Below are 19,201 nucleotides of genomic sequence, written 5' to 3'. Positions count from 1 at the left end.
AGCCCTACCCGGGTGTCTTATGCAGCAGGCGCTTCCGCTGCTCCGCGTCCATGGCCGCAGCGCACGCCGCAGCGGCCATGCCGAACGATCCATCAAGGACCGCCTTGTCGGCGCCCGCAGAGGCGCCGAATGCTGCGAACTCGGCCGTGTGGTGCACAGCGCCCCGGACGTCGTAGCCCACTATGGGGTGAATGGATGGCACCCTTTGGGAGACGTTGCCCATGTCTGTGGAAGCTACAGGGTCGGTGTTGAACACTACGTCCCTTCCCGTGGCCTTCATTGCTTCCTGGTACGCCCCGGACAGGAACGGATCCTGCTGCAGTTCTGCGTAGTCGTTGCCTTGGGAGTTCAGTTGCAGGGTGCAGCCGCTCGCGTGCGCACCGGCTTCGAGGCAGCGCCGGACCTTGTCCTGGATGAGGCGCAATTGCCCAATACCGGGTGCCCGCATTTCCACACTTGCCCGGGAGCGCTCCGGAATGACGTTGACGGCGCTGCCACCCTCGGTGACGATCAGCGACACGATCGAGCCAACGGGCAGCTGCTGCCGGGCCAAGGCAATGGCCAACTGCGCCACCACCAGCGCGTCCAACGCGTTGACGCCCTCGGACGGCGCTGCTGCGGCGTGCGCCGGGCGGCCTTCGAAGACGACGTCCCACATGGACATGGCCAATGACGAGCCGCCCACCACATCCGCTGCGCCGGCGTGGACCATCATGGCCAGTGAGACGTCGTCGAGGAAGCCCGCCTCGATCAGGTCCACCTTTCCCCCGGTGGTCTCTTCCGCCGGAGTTCCCAGGACCTTGACGGTGATGTCCAGCTCTTTGGCCACAGCGGCCAGAGCCAACGCTGCGCCCACCGCGCAGGCCGCGTTGACGTTGTGACCACAGGCGTGCCCAATATCGGGCAACGCATCGTATTCAACGCAGAGTGCTACCACCAGTTGACCGCATCCTAAGCGCGCGCTGAACGCGGTGGGCTGTTCCGGCTGTTGTTCGTCGAAGGTGAACCCGGCCTTTCGGAGCACCCGCTTGACCCGTTTGACCGCACGGAATTCCTGGCCACCCAGTTCCGGGTCGGCGTGGATGGCGTGGCTAAGGTCCAGAATGTCCGGTTTCCATCGCTGGACTTCGCGCTCCACTACAGCCTGGACGTCGGCCAGGGAGGCGGGCACGACGGCGGACCGTGCAGTTTCGCTGTCCAGCCCGGCGGTCATGCCGTCACCTCGGCGGCCTGTCGCTTCGGGTACCGGGCACTGGCCCCTGCGGCGATCAGTGCCGCCACGGCGAGGGCTCCCCAGATGGTCAGCAAACCGGTTTCGGTGATCCGTCCGTTGGCCACAGAGGCGGACGACAACAGCTTGACCACTGCTGCGCCCACGGCGATGCCGACTGACAACGCCAACTCGTTGAGTCCGGCGGCTGTTGACGTTTCTTCCAAGGGCACTCCTTCCACGGACAGCGAGCGGGTGCCCGCTTGGTACATGCCCAGGCTGAGGTTGAACATGGCAAAGCCGACGCAGTATCCGGCGAACGAGTCGTGCGCGAACATCATGACCAGGAACCCTCCAGCCAGCAGAACGCCGGCAAAGACCAACGTGGGCCGCTCTCCGAACTTCCGCAGCGCCCGTGCCGTCAAAAGGGACGCAACCAAGGAAAGTACGGATGCCAGGGCAAGGACAATCGCGATCATCAGCGGACTGAGAGCGAACCCGTACCCTGTTTTGTCCGGGTTGGAGTGCAGGAAGATGCCGTTAGTGCCGAAGTAGCTGATAGAAGCGAAGCCGAAGAAGAACGTTGCCACGGAAATGGCGCGGATCCGCGGCGTGGCCAGCATTCGGAGGTCCATGAACCGCCCACCGGCGGCACTGCCGTAGTCTCGCTTGACCCAGAAGGCCAGCAGGATAAGCCCCAACAAGCCAGCCCCAAGGGTGCGGGCGTCCAGCCAACCCCATTCAGGCGCCATGGAGAGCGCCACCACGAAGCCGATCAGCCCCATTGCGCAAGCCAGCAACGGCGCAAGGGCCATTCCCTCACGGGTCGGGACTCCGGCGTCGGGCAGCAGGAACGAGCAAACAAAGGCGATGACCGCGAATGGCACCGCCACCCAGAATCCGAGTGTTGGGTTGGTGACACCAACGATTCCGGCCAGCAGTCCGCCGGCTCCCACCATGATCATGAGCATGCCGATCATGACACTGACGCCAGTGCGTATGTGGGCGGGGCTGGTGACTCGAAGGATACCCATCATGAGCGGGATGAAGCCCACCACGCAGGTCAACATCACTACACCTAAGGTCACCGTCCATAGCGTCGGCCACAACGCCATCTGCAAAACACCGACCGTCACTACACCCGTGGACCAGCGGAGTATGAGTCGGTAGCCGTAGCTGTCGCCGAGCCTTGAAATGATGGGCGTGAGGACGGCAAAGCTCACATTTGAGATGAGGAAGATGCCGTTGATGGTGGGATCATCAATCTCGAAGACCGGTCCCAGTGCGGGCAGGATGGGGTTTAGATACCCCTGGGTGACACCGCTGAGCGATTCAATGAGAGCCATCGCCAGGATCATGCCTGCGATGGTTTTGCGCGTAGTGGCCGCTGCCGGTGGTGCTGTCTTGCTTGCCATGAGCTTCCTAGGGTCCTGGGCGGATTCGCCGGTGGTGATGCGAGTCACAACGCTATGGCTGTCAGTTATGCTGACGTTCAAATTGTTTGAAACCCACACGAGGAAGTGCGTATTGAACGAATCGGCCATAGTTTCCGAGCTGGACCTCGAAATCGTGAATGCCCTCCAGATCAATCCGCGGGCGGAATGGAGCCGGATTGCGGATGCCCTGGGCCTGTCCGGCCCTACTGTGGCGAGGCGTTGGAAGGCGCTGGCCGAACAAGGACTGGCATGGATCACGCCGTCTCCGGGACAGCGCTACCTCAGTGCCGGATGGTCCGCTTTCATCCAGCTCTCGTCTCTGCCCGGCGAAAGCGAAGCCCTGATACAGAGGCTGTGTGAGGTGCCGGCGTTCGGCACCGTTTCCATGGTCACAGGCTCCCACGATGTCTTCATGGATTGCTTTGCGTCCAGCCACGAGGAACTTATGGACATCGTGACCGGAGCCTTTCCTGTGCTGCCTGGCCTCACCCATCGGGAGGTCGTCTTCGTCACCAAGCTTTACCGGCAGGCCTCGGAATGGCGCAGTGGAACACTTGAACCCGCACGCGCGCGGCTGGTCTCAGCTGAAGCCAAGACAGCACCGGCAAGCTACTCGCCGGATCACCTGGACGCCTCGTTGCTTGAGGAACTGGCCAACGACGGACGTGCCTCATGGGCTGAACTGGGAGAAGCCTGCAACGTCTCGCCGCAAACTGCCCGACGCCGCGTGGAACGCTTTCTGGCGTCCGGCTACATCACGCTGAGGTGCGATGCGTCCACTGCGGCGAACCGGGGCCTACGGGAAGTGACGCTTATGCTCAATGTTCCGGCACAGTACGTGGAGGACGTTGGCCGCTACTTCGCTGCACAGACGAACTGCAGGCTCAGCGCCCAGGTGCTCGGTTCGCACAACCTGGTGGTCACGTTGTGGGTCCGGGACTACCTGGAGGCACAGGCATTTGAGCGCGAATTGGCCGAGCGGGCACCAGGCAGCACGGTGATCTCCCGGCAAGCGGTAGTCCGGACATACAAGCGCCTTGGCCATGTCCTCGACGAATCCGGGCGAAGCCTCAGGGTTGTGCCGTTGCCGCTCTGGAGAGAAGGGTCTGGACGGGCTACGGAAACACCGGCAGGATCATAGCCATGACTACCTCTATTTTCGTGAATTTGCCTGTCAGCGACCTCGAGGCTTCCAAGTCCTTCTACACAGCACTTGGCTATTCCATCAACCCCAACTTCACAGATGACACTGCTGCCTGCGTTGTCTTCAGCGACACCATCTACGCCATGCTCCTGACGCACGCCAAGTTCAGCGAGTTCACCAAGCAGCCCATCGCGGACACCAAGAATTCGACGGCGGCCATTGTCGCCATTTCAGCCGAGAGCCGCGAAGATGTAGATGCTTTGGCGAACAAGGCCCTCGAGGCCGGCGGATCAGAGACTTATGACGCCCAGGATCTCGGATTCATGTACAGCAGGGCCTTCCGCGACCTCGATGGCCACCACTGGGAGGTGCTGTGGATGGATGACGCCGCAGCCCAGGCCGGTCCCCCGGAGCACTGATTTCAACACGCACGTCGCGGCACCGCTGTTCCGTCGTTGCCCAACAGCGGAACAGCGGGCCACCAACGGTGTTCTAGCCGAGCGTCACGGCCAACACGCCCAGGACGACGGCGAGCAGCGGCGTAATGCCTTGGGTGGTGGCTGCGCGGAGGTACTTTTTCCCGCTGGCCGCGAGGACCAGCGCTGCCAGGAGCATCGACCCACAGCTGCTGAACACGAGGGTCCAACCTACCTGTGGAGCCCCGGCCCAGACTGCGATGATGCCGATCAACGCGCCTATGGCCAGGAAGAGGTTGTAGAACCCCTGGTTGTAGGCGAGCGGCTTGGTGGTCTCGGCGTCGGCCTGCGAGGTGAGGCTGAAGCGTTTCCACGTGGATGGCTTGGTCCAGGTGATGGACTCCATGGTGAAGATAAATACGTGAAGCAAAGCCGCAATCAGGGCGAAAATCAGGGAGGCCAGAATCATGGTCTGATCCTAGCCTCCCGTGTTGTTGGGACCGGGCCGTCAGGCGCTCAGCAGCTCCAGCGTGGCGCCCGCGAATGAGCCCGCAGTGCCGTTCCAACGCGCCAACAAACCCTGGAGATTCTCGCCATCTGCCCGGTATGCCGCGGTTTCCGCCTCAAGCGTAGACAGGATGCCGGTGCGTAGTTCAGTGTTGAAGTTCACCTTGCCGACCCGCAGCGAGGGAGCTTTGGCGAGCTCGTCCGCCGGGATGCCCGAAGCGCCGTGCAGTACCAACGGGACGCCGGTCTTCGAGGCAACGTCCTGCAGTACATCCCAACGAATATTGGGCTCACCCTTGTACTTGCCGTGCACATTTCCCACCGCGATGGCCAGCAACTGCGCACCCGTCCGCTCCACGAAGTCGGCCACCTGCGCGGGGTTGGTGAGCCCCTCAACCGGAGTACCGGCGTCGTGCGTTTCACGGGCGGTACCGAATGCCCTGTCCTCATCGCCGGCCAGCCCGCCCAGTTCCGCTTCGATCACGACGTCGGTGCGTCCGGAAGCGTCCAGCGCGGCACGGACTTTGCGGACCAGGGCAATGTTGTCCTCGAACGGCAACGACGAACCATCGGCCAGGACGGCGTCCGCACCGGCGGCCACGGAATCGCGGATGACCTTGAGATCCGAAGCGTGGTCCAGCTGGACGGACACCGGGACGCTTGCGGAGTCCGCCAGGCCGCGGAGGGCTTTGATCAGGCGGAGTCCGTTGGGAGTGGAAGCCGTCTTGGGCGCAACCAGCAGGATGACGCCCAGCCGCGCTTCCTCGGCAGCCGAAACCACGGCCAGGGCGGTGGTGAAGTCGTAGCACGTGAAGGCCGGAACTGCGGAGCGGGAGGCCAGTGCAGAGGCGACCATTGAGTCCAGGAAAGCGCGCATCAGTGGCCCAGGCCTCCCACCAGGATCCAGGCCACGTAGGTGAGGACAAAGCCGGCCAAGCCAAGGATGGTGGTGAGGACGGTCCAGGTCTTCAGGCCGTCGGACACTGTGAGGCCGTAGTAGCGGATGACTGTCCAGAAGCCTGCGTCGGTCACGTGTGACAGGCCCAGTGCGCCGAAGCCGATGGCGATCACGATCACTGCGATCTGGGCGGGCGTGTAGCCGCCTTCCATGACGGCGGACGTGAGCAGGCCGGTGGTGGTCACAATAGCTACGGTTGCCGAACCCTGGGCGGCGCGAAGCGCCAGGGAGATGATGAAGCCGAGCACAATCACCGGCAGGCCAAGGCTGTCCAGCGTATGGGACAGCGCGGCACCGATACCCGAGGTGCGGAGGACTTCACCGAACACGCCACCGGCTGCAACCACCATGAGGATGGAGGCGATGGGAGGCAGCGCGCCTTCGAAGATCTCACCGGTTTCCTTGAGCGACCAGTTGCGGCGAACAGCCAGCAGGAAGAAGGAAAGGGCCACGGCCACGAGGAGCGCAAAGAACGGGTTGCCGATGAACGAGGCCACCCCGTACCAGTAGTTGTCCTTGGCGATGGTGAGGGTGCCAACGGTACCGAGGAGGATCTGCACAATCGGGGCGGCGATCAGGAACATGATCAGTCCGGGGCGCGGCGGAGCGATGGCGCGGGCGCCGGGGCCGTCGTGGCCGATGCGGACCAGTGAATCGGAGCCGAATTCTTCAACCTGGGCTTTGACGCCGGGAAGGAGCTCGTAGTCCTTGCGGTTCATGATGCTGGCAACCCAGTAGGACAGGAAACCGAGCGGCACGCAGATGATCAAGGAAATCATGGTGATGAGGCCGATGTCGGCTCCGAAGACACCCGCGCCCGCAACGATGCCCGGGTGCGGTGGGACGGCTACGTGGATGGAGAGCATGATGCCGGCCATCGGGAGGCCGAACTTAACGGGGTGGACCTTGGCGATCTTCGCGAAGGCGTAAACGATGGGCACCAGGACGATCACGCCCACTTCGAAGAAGACCGGGATGGCAACCAGGAAGCCGACGGCGGTCAACGCCACCGCAACGCGCTTGGCCCCGAGCTTCTCAGTGAAGTGGGTTGCCAGAGACTGCACGCCGCCCGAGACTTCGATCATCCGGCCAAGGATGGCGCCGAGGGCAATCAACAAAGCGACCTTGCCCATAGTGCTGCCCACACCGTTGGTGACCACGGTGAAGATGTCCTTCAGCGGAATCTGCGCGGCGACAGCCACCAGGATGCTCACTGCGAGGAGGGCTACGAAAGCCTGGATCTTGAAGCGGATGATCAGCACCAAGAGCAGTGCAATGCCTGCAGCTGCGATGGTCAGCAAGAGGGGTGTTCCCAGCTCCACTGCGGGTTTGATGGCGGGGGCATCGGCCGCCCGAACCATCAGCGAGTTAACGAGGGGGTTCATTGGGGGTGTCTCCTTTGACAAACCAGTCTGGAGAGAAGACCGGCGGGAGGTGGCGACGACGGCGGAGGGGGGACCGCCGTCGTCGCGGGTTATCTGGGGTGGTTAGGCGGTGCGCTTGGTGGGCGCGACAACCTTGATGACGGCGGAGTCGTCTGCGGCGGCGAGGCCCTGGGCCTGGCCGAGCAAGTAGAGCTGTTCAGCAGCTGCGGCAACCGGTGCGGCCAGACCTGCGGCGCGGGTTGCTTTGCCCACGATGCCCATGTCCTTGACGAAAATGTCCAGGCGGCTAAGGACCTCGGCTCCGTCCTCCGTGTAGGCCTCGAGGATGCGCGGGCCGCGGTTGGAGAGCATGAAGGAACCGGCGGCGCCGGCTTCGAGTGCGGCCAGGGTCTTGGCCTGGTCCAGTCCGAGGGAATCGGCGAGTGCCATGGCCTCGGCGGCGGCCGCGATGTGCACTCCGCAGAGGAGCTGGTTGACGGTCTTGAGTGCCTGTCCGTCGCCGGGCTTGTCGCCGACGATGCTCAGGGTGGAAGCCAGCAGTTCCAAGGCGGGCCGGGCCTTTTCGAGTGCCTCGGGCTCTGCACCGACGACGATCAGCAGGTCGCCTTCGCCTGCGCGCTTAGGGCCGCCGGACAGTGGAGCGTCCACCAGGGCCACGCCGTATTCAGCGAGCTTGGCAACGGTGGCCGGGATGGCTTCGGTGCCAACGGTGCTGCCGAGGATCACGACGGCGCCCGGCTTCAGTACCGACGCAACGCCGTTCTCGCCAAAGAGGACATCGTTGAGCTGCTCGCCGTTGCGGACTGCAAGGAGCAGGGCGTCGGCGTCCTGGGACGCTTCGCGGGCCGAGGCGAAGGTCTTGATGCCGGCGGCTGCGGCAAGTTCCAGGCGGGGCTCGGCGATGTCGAAGCCGTGGACGGTCAGCTCGGACGCGAGGCGGGTGGCCATAGGCAGGCCCATGGCGCCGAGGCCCAGGACGGTGACGGTGTAGTTGCTGCTGGTCATGGTGTTCTCCATTGAAATTTTGCTGTTAGAAGGTGGCGCTGAGCTTGCGGGTGACCTGGGTCAGGGATTGGTCGTCGCCGACGTTGCCGGCAAAGACGATGTACGGGATGCCCTTCGCGGGACCATCCACCGGCTCCCAGAGCGAGACGATGCCCGGAAGCATGGGCCCTCGGACGATTGCGTGGCGGATTTCCAAGCCGTGCGCCGCGACGTCCGAGGACGTGATGCCGCCCTTGGCAATAACGAACCGCGGCGGGAACGTTTTGAGCGTGCGGTTCACCACGGCCACGACGGCGGCGGAGACGGTGCGGGCGATCTTCAGGCTCGCCGCGGCGTCGTCGGTCTTGATGAGGAGGCGGCTGGTGTGGACGATCACGTCGCCTTCGCGAAGAGCGCTGACGACGTCGGACACGACGGTTCCGATGTAGGCATCGGCCTCCGCACCGAGCAGCCGCTCTACATCGATTTCGATGGTCCGCGCCGAGCTGTGCTCTGCGGTGAGGTTGTTCAGTTGGCGGGTGGTGACGCCCACATGGGAGCCCACAACGATCAAGCCGCCTGCAGTAGAGGGAGTGTTGCCGGCGTAGGCTTCCTCGGCGGTGAGGGCCGTGCGGATCTCCTGGCCAATCCGGCCACGGACGAACGGCGGACCAACGCGGTAGAGGAGCTTCTTGCCGCGTCGTTCTGCTTCTTCCAGGCCCAAGGCCAAGGCACGGAAGTCGTTCTCGGTGACGATGTCGGCCACGATCGGGGTGGAGTTGGTGGCAGACTCCAAGGCGTCGGCGATGGCCTTCGCGGAAATGGCGGGGTCCTGGGCAGAGGCACCGGCGCGGATGGTGTTCAGGTCCAGGACGATCACTCTTTCTGCAGCGAAGCGGCCCTGCGACTTCTCCTCCACATACTTGGCCATCTCCGAGTTGGCGAAGCCGAAGCTTGCGTCCTTGGCGAATTCCGTCTCCGCCACCGGGGTGAGCGATCCGGCATCGCCGCGCATGTAGTGCACACCGCCGATGGTGACCCGGCCGGCGTCGGGGAAGGCCGGAACGATGACTACGCCGTCGGTTGCTTCACCGGTTTCAGCGGCGACGGTAGCGGCGATGACGTCGGGCTCCAACGGGTAATGGCCGCGGAGGGTGGAGTCGCTGCGGCTGACGAAGCCGAGCTTCACACCGGCCGGTCCGGCCGCGGCCAATGCATTGCGCACGACCTCTTCGTTACGGGATGCGGCTTCGGCGGGGTCCAGGCTGCGGGTGTTGGTGAGGACGTAGACGGCAGGCTTGGTGTTGTTTTTACTGATGCGGGTGAAGGCCCACGTGAAGTCCTGGACATCCCAGCGGGTGAGGACCGCGAGGTCTGCGACGGACTGCGTGCCGGTGGGGTCGTCGTCGAGGACCACCAGGATCTTCGGGGCAACGGCGGAGGACGCTGCAACGGCGTCGGCCACGAGCTGCGCGGGGATCTGAACTTCCGCCGGGAAAGCGGCCAGAACGTCGGCTTCAAAAGTCACTGTGCACTCCATCGTGGGAAATCTCTGTTGCTGTTTGGCGAATGTAAGATGTCAGACATCTAACATTTGAATGCCAGTGTGACACACAGCTCTTCCCTGCGCAAGATGCCCTGCATCACTAGGCTGGGGCCATGGCTGACAGTGCGGTTCCGCTCCCCTTCGTGGACGTTCGCACGCCTGCCGACACCGGCGATCACGTGCCGGCAGTACTGATCCACGGCTGGGCATCCAGTTCGTCGTACTGGGAACCGCTGGTGGAGAAACTGCTCGACGGCGGCCGGTCGGCGTGGATTCTGGATCTCCCCGGGTACCACCCGGGTGAGGATTTGTCCGGCTTCGATTGGACACTGGACTCGGCTGCGGAATCCGTTGCGGCGGCCATCAAGAAGCGCTGCGGCAAGCCGGTGCATTTGGTAGGGCACTCCATGGGCGGAAGCGTCGCCCTGACGGTTGCGGCCAACTATCCGGAGCTGGTGGCGACTGTTGCGTTGGTGGGAATGGTGCCAGCGCCGCCAAATGAGGGATTCAGGGCCATGCTGGTGTCCCAGTTGGAACAAGGATTCTTCGATGCGGCCACCAAGGCGAAGCTCATGAAAGCCTGGTACGGGCCACTGACCCACCAAGAGATGGCAACGCTGGGCAAAGGCTTCGACGTACCCTTCCCGGTGCTGTCCGCCAGCGCACTGGCGGCGATATCCGGCGTCGAACCGTCAGTACCCGGGCGCGTCCAGGCGCCCTTGCTGGTCATCGCCGGAACCGGGGACCGGGTACGGTCCATCGACCAGATGCGTGACTTCGTGGCCGCAGGCCGCAACCGGCAGCTGAAGGCCATTGCCGATGCGGGTCACAACGCGCACAGGGAACGGCCGGATGAGTGCGCCCAAGCGTTACAGGAGTTTTGGAATACGAGCTGGCAGCCGCCAGCGTAAGATGTCTGACATCCATCCGGTCCCGCGGGAAAGCCCACAGGGAGCCGGGCGGAGCGAAGGACAGGAAACGGGGAAATATGGCACGCAAGTCGCTGGTCGGCGTCGTAGCTGATGAGTTGCTGGACCGCATTGTGGCGGGCGAATTCCCGCCCGGAACGGTGGTCCCGGGCGAGCTGGAACTCAGCGCCAAGCATGAGGTGAGCCGCATGACCGTGCGTGAAGCCATGAAGACCCTTGAAGCGCAGCGGATCCTCAGCGTGGAGCGAGGCCGTGGCACGTTCGTGAATCCCTTGAATCAGTGGGCCTCACTCGAAGCTGTCTTGCGCGCAGCTTCCGAAGGAACCAAGGACGCCGCGGCTGCCATCCAGCTGATCGAGCTTCGTCGGATGCTCGAGACCGGCGCTTGCGAGCTGGCCGCCGAACGGATTTCGGACGATGAACTCGCGGCCCTCAGGGAGCACGTGGAAAAGATGCAATCCGCACACGAAGTCAACGACCTCGCCGGATTTGTGGAAGCCGACCTCGCCTTCCATGACGTGATCCTCCATGCTTCCGGCAACGTGTTTGTGGCCGTCCTGTTCGAACCCCTGCACCGTGTCCTTGAAGCCCGACGCACGGAAACCTCGGCATTCCCCGAAATCCAGGAACACGCAATCGGGCACCACCGGAAGATAGCCGCCGCCCTGTCCTCCCGGGATCCGCATGAAGCCCGGCTCGCCATGGACGCCCACATGCAGCAGACCCTGGACGACCTGAAGACGTACGTACTGGAGGCGTAGCCGTTCCGCGCGGCCGGTGTCTACTATTGTGCATATAAGTGCACAATAGTAGACCCGAAGGCTGTTATGAGGCTGCAAAATCCATTGAGTGCCATCAGCCCGACGCTCGATATGAGCGTGCTGTACGTTCTCGCACGTGCGGACGCAGAGTTTACTGCGCCCACCATCAACACCCTGCTGCCCGAAGGCGGCTCGCTGGCAGGAGTTCGCAAGGCCCTGACAAGGCTCGTGGAGCAAGGCATTGTCGCGGACAAAGTTGCCGGGCGAACACATACATACAGGCTCAACCGCGAACATCTGCTCGCTGGGGCTGTTCTTGTACTGGCGTCGGCGAGGGATCGGCTCTACGAAAGAATTCGCCACGCTATCGACCTGTGGGAATTCAAGCCAACCGTCGTCACAATCTTTGGTTCGGCTGCACGTAAAGACATGCGGAATGAAAGTGATATCGACCTGTTTATTGGCCTCTCCGATGAAACGGATGACGTACTGGCGCAAACGTGCGTTGCCGAACTCGCCCGAAACGTCAGCATCTGGACCGGAAACGATGCCCGTCCCCTTGTATACCGGGCATCGGAAATCGCGCCAGCGCCGATCTTCGATTCCATCGTCACCGAGGGGCACACCGTCTACGGAGACACGAATTGGCTGGGTCGCAGGCTGCGCGAAGCAAAGGCCGCGTCCTGAAGACGTCGACGGGGAATGACAGCATCCGCAGGGGTCGCCTGGGCAAAGCCCTACAGTTCCAGCGCGTTGCCATGGATGCGCTGGATCTCGTGGACGAACATCGCGAGGTAGCCGATGCCGTGGTGACTCTCTGTGTGCACGCGGGCATCGCTGCTTCAGATGCAATCTGCATAGCGGGTCTCGGCCGCTTCTCCCAAGGTCAAGACCATAATGATGCCGTGAACCTGCTGAAGTCCGTGGACGGCAATGCAGCGAGGCACCTCGCGGCGCTCCTGCACATGAAGACCCGCGCAGGGTATGGGTTTGACCCGGTGACACCTGACCAGTTGAAGAGGGCGACCCGGGCAATGGACACGCTCATCGAACGAGCCAAAGCTTAGCGCCAACTCAGCGGCGCAGGCTCTCCGACGGCAACTCGCCGAAAGTCTTAAGGTACAGCGCCGAGAACCGCCCCTGGTGCGTGAATCCGCAGAGCTCCGCCACCGCCGTGACGCTCTGCTCGCGGGGGTCGGCTTCGAGCAGCATCTCCCGCGCCCGGTCCAGCCGGATAGAACGCAGCAGCTCCGAGGGCGTAGCGCCGGTCTCCGCCCTGAGCGCGGTCTGCAGGGTCCGGACGGACACGCCCAGGCATTCCGCAATGTCCGGGACGGTGAGTTCTTCGAAGGCGTGGCGCTCCAGTAGCTCACGGCACTCACGCACCAGCCTGCTCTCGGCTTCGGGATCGCGGACGTCGTCACCTGGGCGTTCCATGGCCATCAGCAAACGCGACACCATGCTGTCCGTCAGGAGCCCCTGGACAAACACAGGAGCGGCACTAGCCGGCCGGCTGATCATATCGTCGTGAAGTTCGACGACGGCCCTCAGGAAGGCGCGACCCGCCCCACCGCTAAGGTCCATACCGTACCCCAGGTCCACGGCCCCATCGCCGTACAACTGCCCGGCGACGCGCTCCAAGGCCGGGCGGCGCACATAGACGATCAGGTGCGGGCTGCCACCGTCCCAGCTCATGGAGAACGGCTCATCGATCGGAGGGACGCTGGCCATAGTGGGACTGGACTCCACAATGGTGGACCCCACCTGCATGGTCGCATGGCCCGCCAACGGAATCTGCACAAGGTGGAAATCCTGCAAGCCCTCGGGGTCGATTCGGACGTCCGCGCCGTAATCCAGGAACTCGATTCCAACATCGGCCCGATGAAGGGACCGCAACTTCATGTCCACGGCGGATGTCCTGGTCCGCGGCGCCAGCTCGTGGCTGCAGAACAGTTCGGCAATCTTCGCGTGGGCTTCGTCCACGTCCTTGGTGGCCATTGTCGGTCGTCCCCGCAGAACGTCCCGGGGAAGAATCCTCACCATCCGCCACCTACTTCACAGGGTTTTTTGCAGCTTTCGCCTTTCGGATGATCCCCGCGCCATGTGGATATTCCGGAGTGCAGCGGCTGTCTAGAGTCGCTTTTAGGACAAGTATGACCCAGCTCACAGCACCGAAACAACGCTCGAAAGGCAGGTGGGGAAAGTGAAGAACATCAAGCTCGTACACGATCGTCGCGAAGAGCGGGACGTGAACCACTTTGACTTGTGGGCCGCGGAACTCCTGGCAAGGGAAGCGCGGCTGACATCGGCGGCGTGGGTGGGCTGGCACGAGGAAGAGGACGAGCCTGCGTAATCCGGATGATGCCTGCGCCTAACGGATATTCACGCGGCCACGCGCTACCTAGAGTCGCAACCAGAACAAATATGACGCACGTCATAATTCCGCAACAATCCACCAAGGAAAGGCTCAAGCCATGTCAGCACTGAAGGGCAGGACGGCAATCGTCACCGGGGGCGTCACCAAGGTAGGCCAGGGAGTGGTTACCGCGTTGCGGGATGCCGGCGCCACCGTGGTGGTTGCGGACATAGCGTCCGACGGCGGAATGGTCACCAAGGAGCTCGGCGAAAGTATCCACTACTCCCACACGGACATCACGGACGACGCCGCCGTCACGGAACTCGTAGAGAACACTGTCAGGGAGCACGGAGGCCTGGACATCCTGGTAAACCTCGCCTGCACCTACAAGGACGACGGCGCATCCTCCGGCAGGGCCGACTGGCTCGAAGCCCTCAACGTCAACCTGGTGAGCGCGGTAATGGCGGCCAACACGGCCCGGCCTCACCTGGCAAAATCCGGGCACGGAGCCATCATCAACTTCACCTCCATCTCCAGCTCCGTAGCCCAGACCGGCCGCTGGCTGTACCCGGCCAGCAAGGCAGCCTTGGTCCAGATCACCCGCAGCATGGCCGTGGACTTTGCGGCCGACGGCATCAGGGTGAACTCCGTCAGCCCGGGCTGGGTATGGAGCAACATCATGGACTCCCTGAGCAACGGCAGCCTGGAAAAGACGGACTCCGTCGCGGCCCCGTTCCACGCACTGGGGCGGGTCGGCCGTCCGCACGAGGTGGGCGACGTCGTCGCCTTCCTTGCAAGCGACCAGGCCAGTTTCGTGACGGGAGCCGATTGGGCGGTCGACGGCGGCTACTCCGCTTTGGGGCCCGAACGCGCCGAAGAGACCATCCCGCTGCTCGCAGCCAACTGACAACAGCGATCCGAACCAACAGAAGAGGACACCACCATGACGCAACGCCACATCACCATCGTCGGTGCCGGCCAGTCCGGGCTGCAGCTGGGCATCGGCCTGCTGGACGCCGGTTTCCAGGTCACCACGATTTCCAACCGCACACCCGAAGAAATCCGGGACGGCAAAGTCGCTTCCAGCCAGTGCATCTTCCATGACGCCTTGGAAAATGAGCGGGCGCTGGGGCTGGATTTCTGGCCGGACGCACCCACCGTGGACGGGATCTCATTCACCATCCCCCACCCCGAGGTGCCTGGCGAGAAGGCCATCAGCTGGGCCTCCCGCCTGGACAATCACGCCAAGTCGATCGACCAACGGGTGAAGTTCCCGCGCTTCATGGAAGAGTTCGTGGCGCGCGGCGGCGAGCTGGTCTTCGAAGATGCGGGGGTTGACGAGCTGGAAAGGTACACGCTGAACTCGGACCTGGTGATCGTGGCCGCCGGCAAGGGCGAGATCGCGCAGCTCTTCACCCGCGACGCCGAACGCAGCACCTATGACGCACCGCAGCGGGCGTTGGCCTTGACCTACGTGAAGGGCCTGACACCACGGGAAGACTACTCGGCAGTGTCGTTCAACCTCATCCCCGGTGTTGGGGAGTACTTCGTTTTCCCTGCACTCACCACCACCGGCCCTTGCGAAATCATGGTTTTCGAGGGCGTCCCCGGCGGCCCGATGGACACGTGGAAAGGCCTGACGCCTGAGGAGCACCTGGCGAACTCCAAGAACATCCTGCAGACTTTCCTGCCGTGGGAAGCCGAGCGCGCCACGGACGTGGAACTCACGGATCCCAACGGCATCCTCCAAGGCCGATTCGCGCCCACGGTCCGGCACCCGATCGCCACGCTCCCGAGCGGTCGGCAGGTACTGGGCCTGGCCGACGTCGTGGTTCTCAACGATCCCATCACGGGCCAGGGGTCCAACAACGCCAGCAAGTGCGCGGCGTCGTACCTGGACAGCATCGTCCAGCACAGTGGCGCCTTCGACGCCGGGTTCATGCAGGCCACGTTCGAGCGCTATTGGGATTACGCCCAGCACGTTGCACACTGGACCAATGCGCTCCTGGCCCCGCCACCGCCGCACGTCCTGGAGCTTCTGGGCGCGGCCAACCAGGAACCCGCCATCGCCCACCGGTTCGCGAACGGCTTCAACCATCCACCGGAATTCCAGGAGTGGTTCATGTACCCCGACAAGGCAGCCGGCTACCTCGCCGAACTCGCCACCGCCAAAGTTTTGTAGCATACCCCTGCCAGCAAGGATTCAACCATGCGAAAAATAGCAATCGTCGGGGCCGGCGAATCCGGCGCCCAACTGGCCCTTGGCCTGCAACGGGCCGGCTATGAAGTGACGCTGCTGTCCGACCGCTCGGCCGCGCAGATCCGCACGGGCAAGGTCATGTCCAGCCAGTGCATGTTCTCCACGGCCCTCGACGCCGAAGCGCAGATGGGCACGGCGCTCACGGAATTTTATGATTCGGGGGCCGTCCCTGGCATCAGGTCGATCCGGCTACACGTCGGGGCCGAACAAGCCATTGAATGGGAGGCACCCCTGGATGGGCCCGCCCGTTCCATCGACCAGCGGATCAAGAGCGCCCTGTGGATCGAGACGTTCGTTGCCAACGGCGGTGACTTCCGGATCGAGAAAGTCACCCCGCGCATGCTGGAAGAACTCGCCCGGGATTACGAGCTGGTCATTGTGAGCACAGGCAAGGGCGAAATCGGCCAAATCTTTCCGCGGGACAAGGCAAAGTCGCCCTTCGATCGCCCACAGCGGGTCTTGGCCCTGAACTACGTCACGTCTTCCGACAGCATGGACACCCACGGAGACGCCATCCGCATGTCCATGGCCCCCGGCATCGGCGAGTTCTTTACGTTCCCGGGCCTGACCGTCTCCGGCCCCTGCCGCATGATGGTTTTCGAAGGCGTGGTGGGCGGCCCCATGGACTGCTGGACCGACGTCGGAAGCCCTGAAGAGCAGCTGGAACGCTCCCTGCAGATCCTGCGTGAACACTTCCCGCATGAGGCCGAAAATTTCGCCAACGCGCAACTGACCGATAGCGGGGCCACGCTCCTGGGGCGCATCACGCCGACCGTGCGGTCCGCCGTCGGGGAACTCGGGAACGGGGACCTGGTGTTCGGCCTGGGCGACGCCGTGGTCCTCAACGATCCCCTCACCGGGCAGGGCTCCAACAATGCAACCCTGGCCGCAAAGTACTACCTTGATTCGATCGTCCGCCGGGGCCAGCAGCCCTTTGACCGCGCATGGATGGAGCGCACTTTCGATGAGTTCTGGCGCGGATGGGGCCAATGGGCGGTGGAGTGGACCAACGATCTGCTCAAGCCACGCAGGGACCACCAGAAAACACTTCTGGCAGAGGCCGCCGAGCACCCCGCACTGGCGGCAGGAATTGTGGCCGGCTTCGACGACCCCCGAACCTCATACCCCTGGTGGTTCGACCCCACGGCCGCCGCGGACTTCATGCAAGCCCGGAAGGAGGACGATACCTCCGCCTTCGACCTCCGCGATTTCCGGGGCGCCTTGGGCCAGTACGCCACGGGCGTTACCGTGGTGACCACTGTTGCCGCCGACGGCAGGAAGGTAGGCATGACCGCGAACTCCTTCACGTCAGTCTCCATGGAACCCCCGCTGGTGCTGTGGTGCCCCAGCAAGCGGGCGCCCAGTCTGGGCGACTTTGAGGATGCCACGCACTTCGCCATCAACATCCTCGCCAGCGACCAGCACGTCCTGTCCCGCCAGTTCGCAACGCCCGCCACGGACAAGTTCGCGGGGACGGAAACCACCGAGGGCATCGCCGGTGTGCCGCTCCTCAACGGTGCCGTCGCTACGTTCCAATGCAGGACAGTCTCCCGGCATGACGCCGGTGACCACGTCATCTATGTGGGTGAAGTGGAGAGTTACAACCACGACGGCGGCGCTCCCCTGGTGTTCCATGCCGGCAAGTACCACGCAACAGCCAACCACCCGGATTTCTGACACCTCCTGAAAGGAGCGGTTCCGTATGAACGATCCCGTTGACGTCGCCATCATTGGTTCGGGCATCAACTCCCTGGTCGCCGCGGCCGAACTTGCCCTGGACGGGAAGCGCGTGTGTGTCATCGAGCGCTCGGACCGGCTGGGTGGTTTCATCGACTCATCCGAGCGGACCCTTCCGGGTTTCATCCACGACACTTTCTCCTCCTGGCATCCCCTGTTCGTTTCCGGCGGCGCTTACGCAACCTTGGGCAAGGAACTGCAGGCCAGGGGCTTGGAGTACTGCAACACCACCGGGCCCGTGACGGCGAGCGTAGCGACGGACCCGGCCACCGGAGCCCACCGCGTGGTCATTGCGCACAGGGATCCAGCGGAAACGGCCGCAGCATTCAAGGTCGCCTCGGACCAGGCTGCGTACTCGGCCATGCTGGATGACTTGGGCAGCAACGCCGGCACGGTCTTCGGAGCCTTCGGCGCGGAGCTGCGTTCCTTCAAGGAGGTCGCGAAGATCGCCTTCGGGACCTTGCGGCGGGGCCGGCTGGCAGGGACTGAAGCCTTCCTCAGGGACTCGGTGATGAGCGGACGGAACTACGTCCGCAGCCGTTTTGATGGCTGGGAAACCGACCAGTTGTGGTCGCCATGGCTCCTCCACGCAGGGCTCGGCCCGGACCAGGCGACCGGCGGCGTCATGTTGCCGGTGATGGCCATGAGCATGCACGGCTTTGGACTTCCGGTGGTCAAGGGCGGTGCTTCGCGGTTTGTTGCGGCGTTCGAGTCGCTCCTGAAGGACAACGGAGTGCAGATCATGCTGGGTACTGAGGCAGAAGAGGTCCTTGTCGGAGCAGGGTCGGTTAAGGGTGTTCGGACCTCGAATGGCGTGGTCCCCGCCGGGACCGTCCTGGCGAACGTTTCACCGCAGGCCCTCTACACCCAACTCCTCCGCCGGCCGCCTGCCGCCGCTGCCGCGGCGGCTGAAAAGTACCAGAACGGCCGCGGAGCCATGCAGATCCACCTCGCCCTCGACAAACCTGTGGAGTGGCTGGACGCGCGCCTGAACAAGGTTCCCTTGGTGCATCTCAGCAATGGCTCGGACAGCACGGGAATCGCTTGCGCCCAAGCCGAAGCCGGACTGCTGCCCGCTGAACCTACGGTGGTGGTGGGCCAGCAATGCGTGTTGGATCCGTCGCGGGCACCGGAAGGCAAGGCGACGCTGTGGCTGCAGTTGCAGGAAGTGCCATTCAGTCCCGTGGGTGACGCAGCGGGGCAACTCGCAACGGCCGATGGCTGGACGGACGAGCTGAAGCAGGCCTACCTGGACCGTGTTCTTGACCGGCTGGAACCGTTCGCGCCCGGGACCCGTGACACCGTCCTCGCCTCGGACATCCTGGCACCCACGGACCTGGCCGCTACCAACCCCAACGCAGTCAAGGGCGACCCCTACGGCGGATCGGCCGAGCTGTTCCAGAACCTTTTGTGGCGGCCCTTCCCCGCGGCGGCAGGACATCAAACCGCCGTCGAAGGTCTCTGGCATATTGGAGCGTCCACCCACCCCGGGCCGGGACTGTCGGGCGGCTCAGGGCACTTGGTGGCACAAAAATTGATCAAAAAAGCACTGAAACCACGCAAGCGATAGGA

The 19,201-nt window shown here is 63.7% G+C and carries 20 protein-coding genes; 12 read left to right on the top strand and 8 right to left on the bottom strand.

What is annotated here, in order from left to right:
• Nucleotides 1-4: 4 nt before the first annotated feature.
• Both QRM57_RS12785 and QRM57_RS12780 read right to left on the bottom strand, forming a co-directional pair.
• Nucleotides 5-1,213: an amidohydrolase gene (locus tag QRM57_RS12785; RefSeq protein WP_284986892.1), complete on the bottom strand. Its 1,209-nt coding sequence runs from the start codon at nucleotides 1,211-1,213 to the stop codon at nucleotides 5-7.
• A complete protein-coding gene (locus tag QRM57_RS12780; protein ID WP_257370253.1) occupies nucleotides 1,210-2,625 on the bottom strand; it encodes an MFS transporter in 1,416 nt (471 codons plus the stop codon). The genes QRM57_RS12785 and QRM57_RS12780 overlap by 4 nt, the downstream gene beginning before the upstream one ends.
• Before the next feature lie 112 nt (nucleotides 2,626-2,737).
• Between QRM57_RS12780 and QRM57_RS12775 the strand changes: the two genes are divergently transcribed.
• Both QRM57_RS12775 and QRM57_RS12770 read left to right on the top strand, forming a co-directional pair.
• A complete protein-coding gene (locus tag QRM57_RS12775) occupies nucleotides 2,738-3,787 on the top strand; it encodes an Lrp/AsnC family transcriptional regulator (RefSeq protein ID WP_284986891.1) in 1,050 nt (349 codons plus the stop codon).
• A gap of 2 nt (nucleotides 3,788-3,789) precedes the next feature.
• Nucleotides 3,790-4,209 carry a VOC family protein gene (locus tag QRM57_RS12770; RefSeq protein ID WP_284986890.1) on the top strand — a complete coding sequence of 140 codons (420 nt, stop codon included), beginning with the start codon at nucleotides 3,790-3,792 and terminating at the stop codon, nucleotides 4,207-4,209.
• Nucleotides 4,210-4,282: 73 nt separating this feature from the next.
• On the opposite strand, the gene QRM57_RS12765 is transcribed toward QRM57_RS12770, so the two are convergent.
• From QRM57_RS12765 to QRM57_RS12755, 3 genes are read right to left on the bottom strand one after another with little or no spacing between them, the layout of a single operon-like run.
• Nucleotides 4,283-4,675, bottom strand: coding sequence for a DUF1304 domain-containing protein (locus QRM57_RS12765; protein WP_284986889.1), 393 nt, complete (start codon nucleotides 4,673-4,675; stop codon nucleotides 4,283-4,285).
• A gap of 39 nt (nucleotides 4,676-4,714) precedes the next feature.
• Entirely contained in the window at nucleotides 4,715-5,590 is an 876-nt protein-coding gene (locus QRM57_RS12760; protein WP_284986888.1) for a class II fructose-bisphosphate aldolase, read from the bottom strand.
• Nucleotides 5,590-7,056, bottom strand: a complete 1,467-nt coding sequence (locus QRM57_RS12755) for a GntP family transporter (protein WP_284986887.1) — start codon at nucleotides 7,054-7,056, stop codon at nucleotides 5,590-5,592. The genes QRM57_RS12760 and QRM57_RS12755 overlap by 1 nt, the downstream gene beginning before the upstream one ends.
• A 5-nt stretch (nucleotides 7,057-7,061) precedes the next feature.
• Between QRM57_RS12755 and QRM57_RS20985 the strand changes: the two genes are divergently transcribed.
• A complete protein-coding gene (locus QRM57_RS20985; RefSeq protein WP_350309846.1) occupies nucleotides 7,062-7,193 on the top strand; it encodes a hypothetical protein in 132 nt (43 codons plus the stop codon).
• On the opposite strand, the gene QRM57_RS12750 is transcribed toward QRM57_RS20985, so the two are convergent.
• The gene (locus QRM57_RS12750; protein ID WP_284986886.1) at nucleotides 7,159-8,061 is read right to left on the bottom strand and encodes an NAD(P)-dependent oxidoreductase; all 903 of its coding nucleotides are present in this window, start codon (nucleotides 8,059-8,061) and stop codon (nucleotides 7,159-7,161) included. The two genes, QRM57_RS20985 and QRM57_RS12750, sit on opposite strands and share 35 nt — an antisense overlap.
• A gap of 25 nt (nucleotides 8,062-8,086) precedes the next feature.
• Nucleotides 8,087-9,568, bottom strand: coding sequence for a four-carbon acid sugar kinase family protein (locus tag QRM57_RS12745; protein WP_284986885.1), 1,482 nt, complete (start codon nucleotides 9,566-9,568; stop codon nucleotides 8,087-8,089).
• A 131-nt stretch (nucleotides 9,569-9,699) separates the two neighbouring features.
• Here QRM57_RS12745 and QRM57_RS12740 point away from each other — a divergent pair, with 131 nt between their 5' ends.
• The 4 genes from QRM57_RS12740 to QRM57_RS12725 all read left to right on the top strand — a co-directional run bounded on the left by QRM57_RS12740 (nucleotide 9,700) and on the right by QRM57_RS12725 (nucleotide 12,343).
• A complete protein-coding gene (locus tag QRM57_RS12740) occupies nucleotides 9,700-10,497 on the top strand; it encodes an alpha/beta fold hydrolase (protein WP_284986884.1) in 798 nt (265 codons plus the stop codon).
• A gap of 77 nt (nucleotides 10,498-10,574) precedes the next feature.
• Nucleotides 10,575-11,276 (top strand): FadR/GntR family transcriptional regulator, encoded by a 702-nt coding sequence (locus QRM57_RS12735; RefSeq protein ID WP_257370262.1) that lies wholly within the window; start codon nucleotides 10,575-10,577, stop codon nucleotides 11,274-11,276.
• An 84-nt stretch (nucleotides 11,277-11,360) separates the two neighbouring features.
• Nucleotides 11,361-11,963: a nucleotidyltransferase domain-containing protein gene (locus tag QRM57_RS12730; RefSeq protein ID WP_284986883.1), complete on the top strand. Its 603-nt coding sequence runs from the start codon at nucleotides 11,361-11,363 to the stop codon at nucleotides 11,961-11,963.
• A 218-nt stretch (nucleotides 11,964-12,181) separates the two neighbouring features.
• On the top strand, nucleotides 12,182-12,343 hold the full coding sequence (locus QRM57_RS12725) for a hypothetical protein (protein WP_284986882.1): 162 nt from the start codon (nucleotides 12,182-12,184) through the stop codon (nucleotides 12,341-12,343).
• 7 nt (nucleotides 12,344-12,350) lie between these two features.
• Here the strand turns inward: QRM57_RS12725 and QRM57_RS12720 are convergent, their stop codons facing one another.
• On the bottom strand, nucleotides 12,351-13,274 hold the full coding sequence (locus QRM57_RS12720) for an AraC family transcriptional regulator (RefSeq protein WP_284986881.1): 924 nt from the start codon (nucleotides 13,272-13,274) through the stop codon (nucleotides 12,351-12,353).
• A gap of 205 nt (nucleotides 13,275-13,479) precedes the next feature.
• On the opposite strand from QRM57_RS12720, the gene QRM57_RS12715 reads away from it, so the two are divergent.
• From QRM57_RS12715 to QRM57_RS12695, 5 genes are all read left to right on the top strand, one after another.
• The gene (locus QRM57_RS12715; RefSeq protein ID WP_257370268.1) at nucleotides 13,480-13,629 is read left to right on the top strand and encodes a hypothetical protein; all 150 of its coding nucleotides are present in this window, start codon (nucleotides 13,480-13,482) and stop codon (nucleotides 13,627-13,629) included.
• Between the two features lie 121 nt (nucleotides 13,630-13,750).
• The gene (locus tag QRM57_RS12710) at nucleotides 13,751-14,539 is read left to right on the top strand and encodes an SDR family oxidoreductase (protein ID WP_284986880.1); all 789 of its coding nucleotides are present in this window, start codon (nucleotides 13,751-13,753) and stop codon (nucleotides 14,537-14,539) included.
• Nucleotides 14,540-14,575: 36 nt separating this feature from the next.
• Nucleotides 14,576-15,814, top strand: a complete 1,239-nt coding sequence (locus tag QRM57_RS12705; protein ID WP_284986879.1) for a styrene monooxygenase/indole monooxygenase family protein — start codon at nucleotides 14,576-14,578, stop codon at nucleotides 15,812-15,814.
• Nucleotides 15,815-15,841: 27 nt separating this feature from the next.
• A complete protein-coding gene (locus QRM57_RS12700) occupies nucleotides 15,842-17,569 on the top strand; it encodes a flavin reductase (protein ID WP_284986878.1) in 1,728 nt (575 codons plus the stop codon).
• A 25-nt stretch (nucleotides 17,570-17,594) separates the two neighbouring features.
• Nucleotides 17,595-19,199: a phytoene desaturase family protein gene (locus tag QRM57_RS12695; protein WP_284986877.1), complete on the top strand. Its 1,605-nt coding sequence runs from the start codon at nucleotides 17,595-17,597 to the stop codon at nucleotides 19,197-19,199.
• Nucleotides 19,200-19,201 lie beyond the last annotated feature (2 nt).

The sequence above is a fragment of the Arthrobacter sp. fls2-241-R2A-172 genome, from assembly GCF_030208885.1.
Lineage (GTDB): Bacteria > Actinomycetota > Actinomycetes > Actinomycetales > Micrococcaceae > Arthrobacter.
The sequence above is the reverse complement of the archived record's forward strand: the minus strand, read 5'-3'. Positions and strand labels throughout refer to the sequence as shown.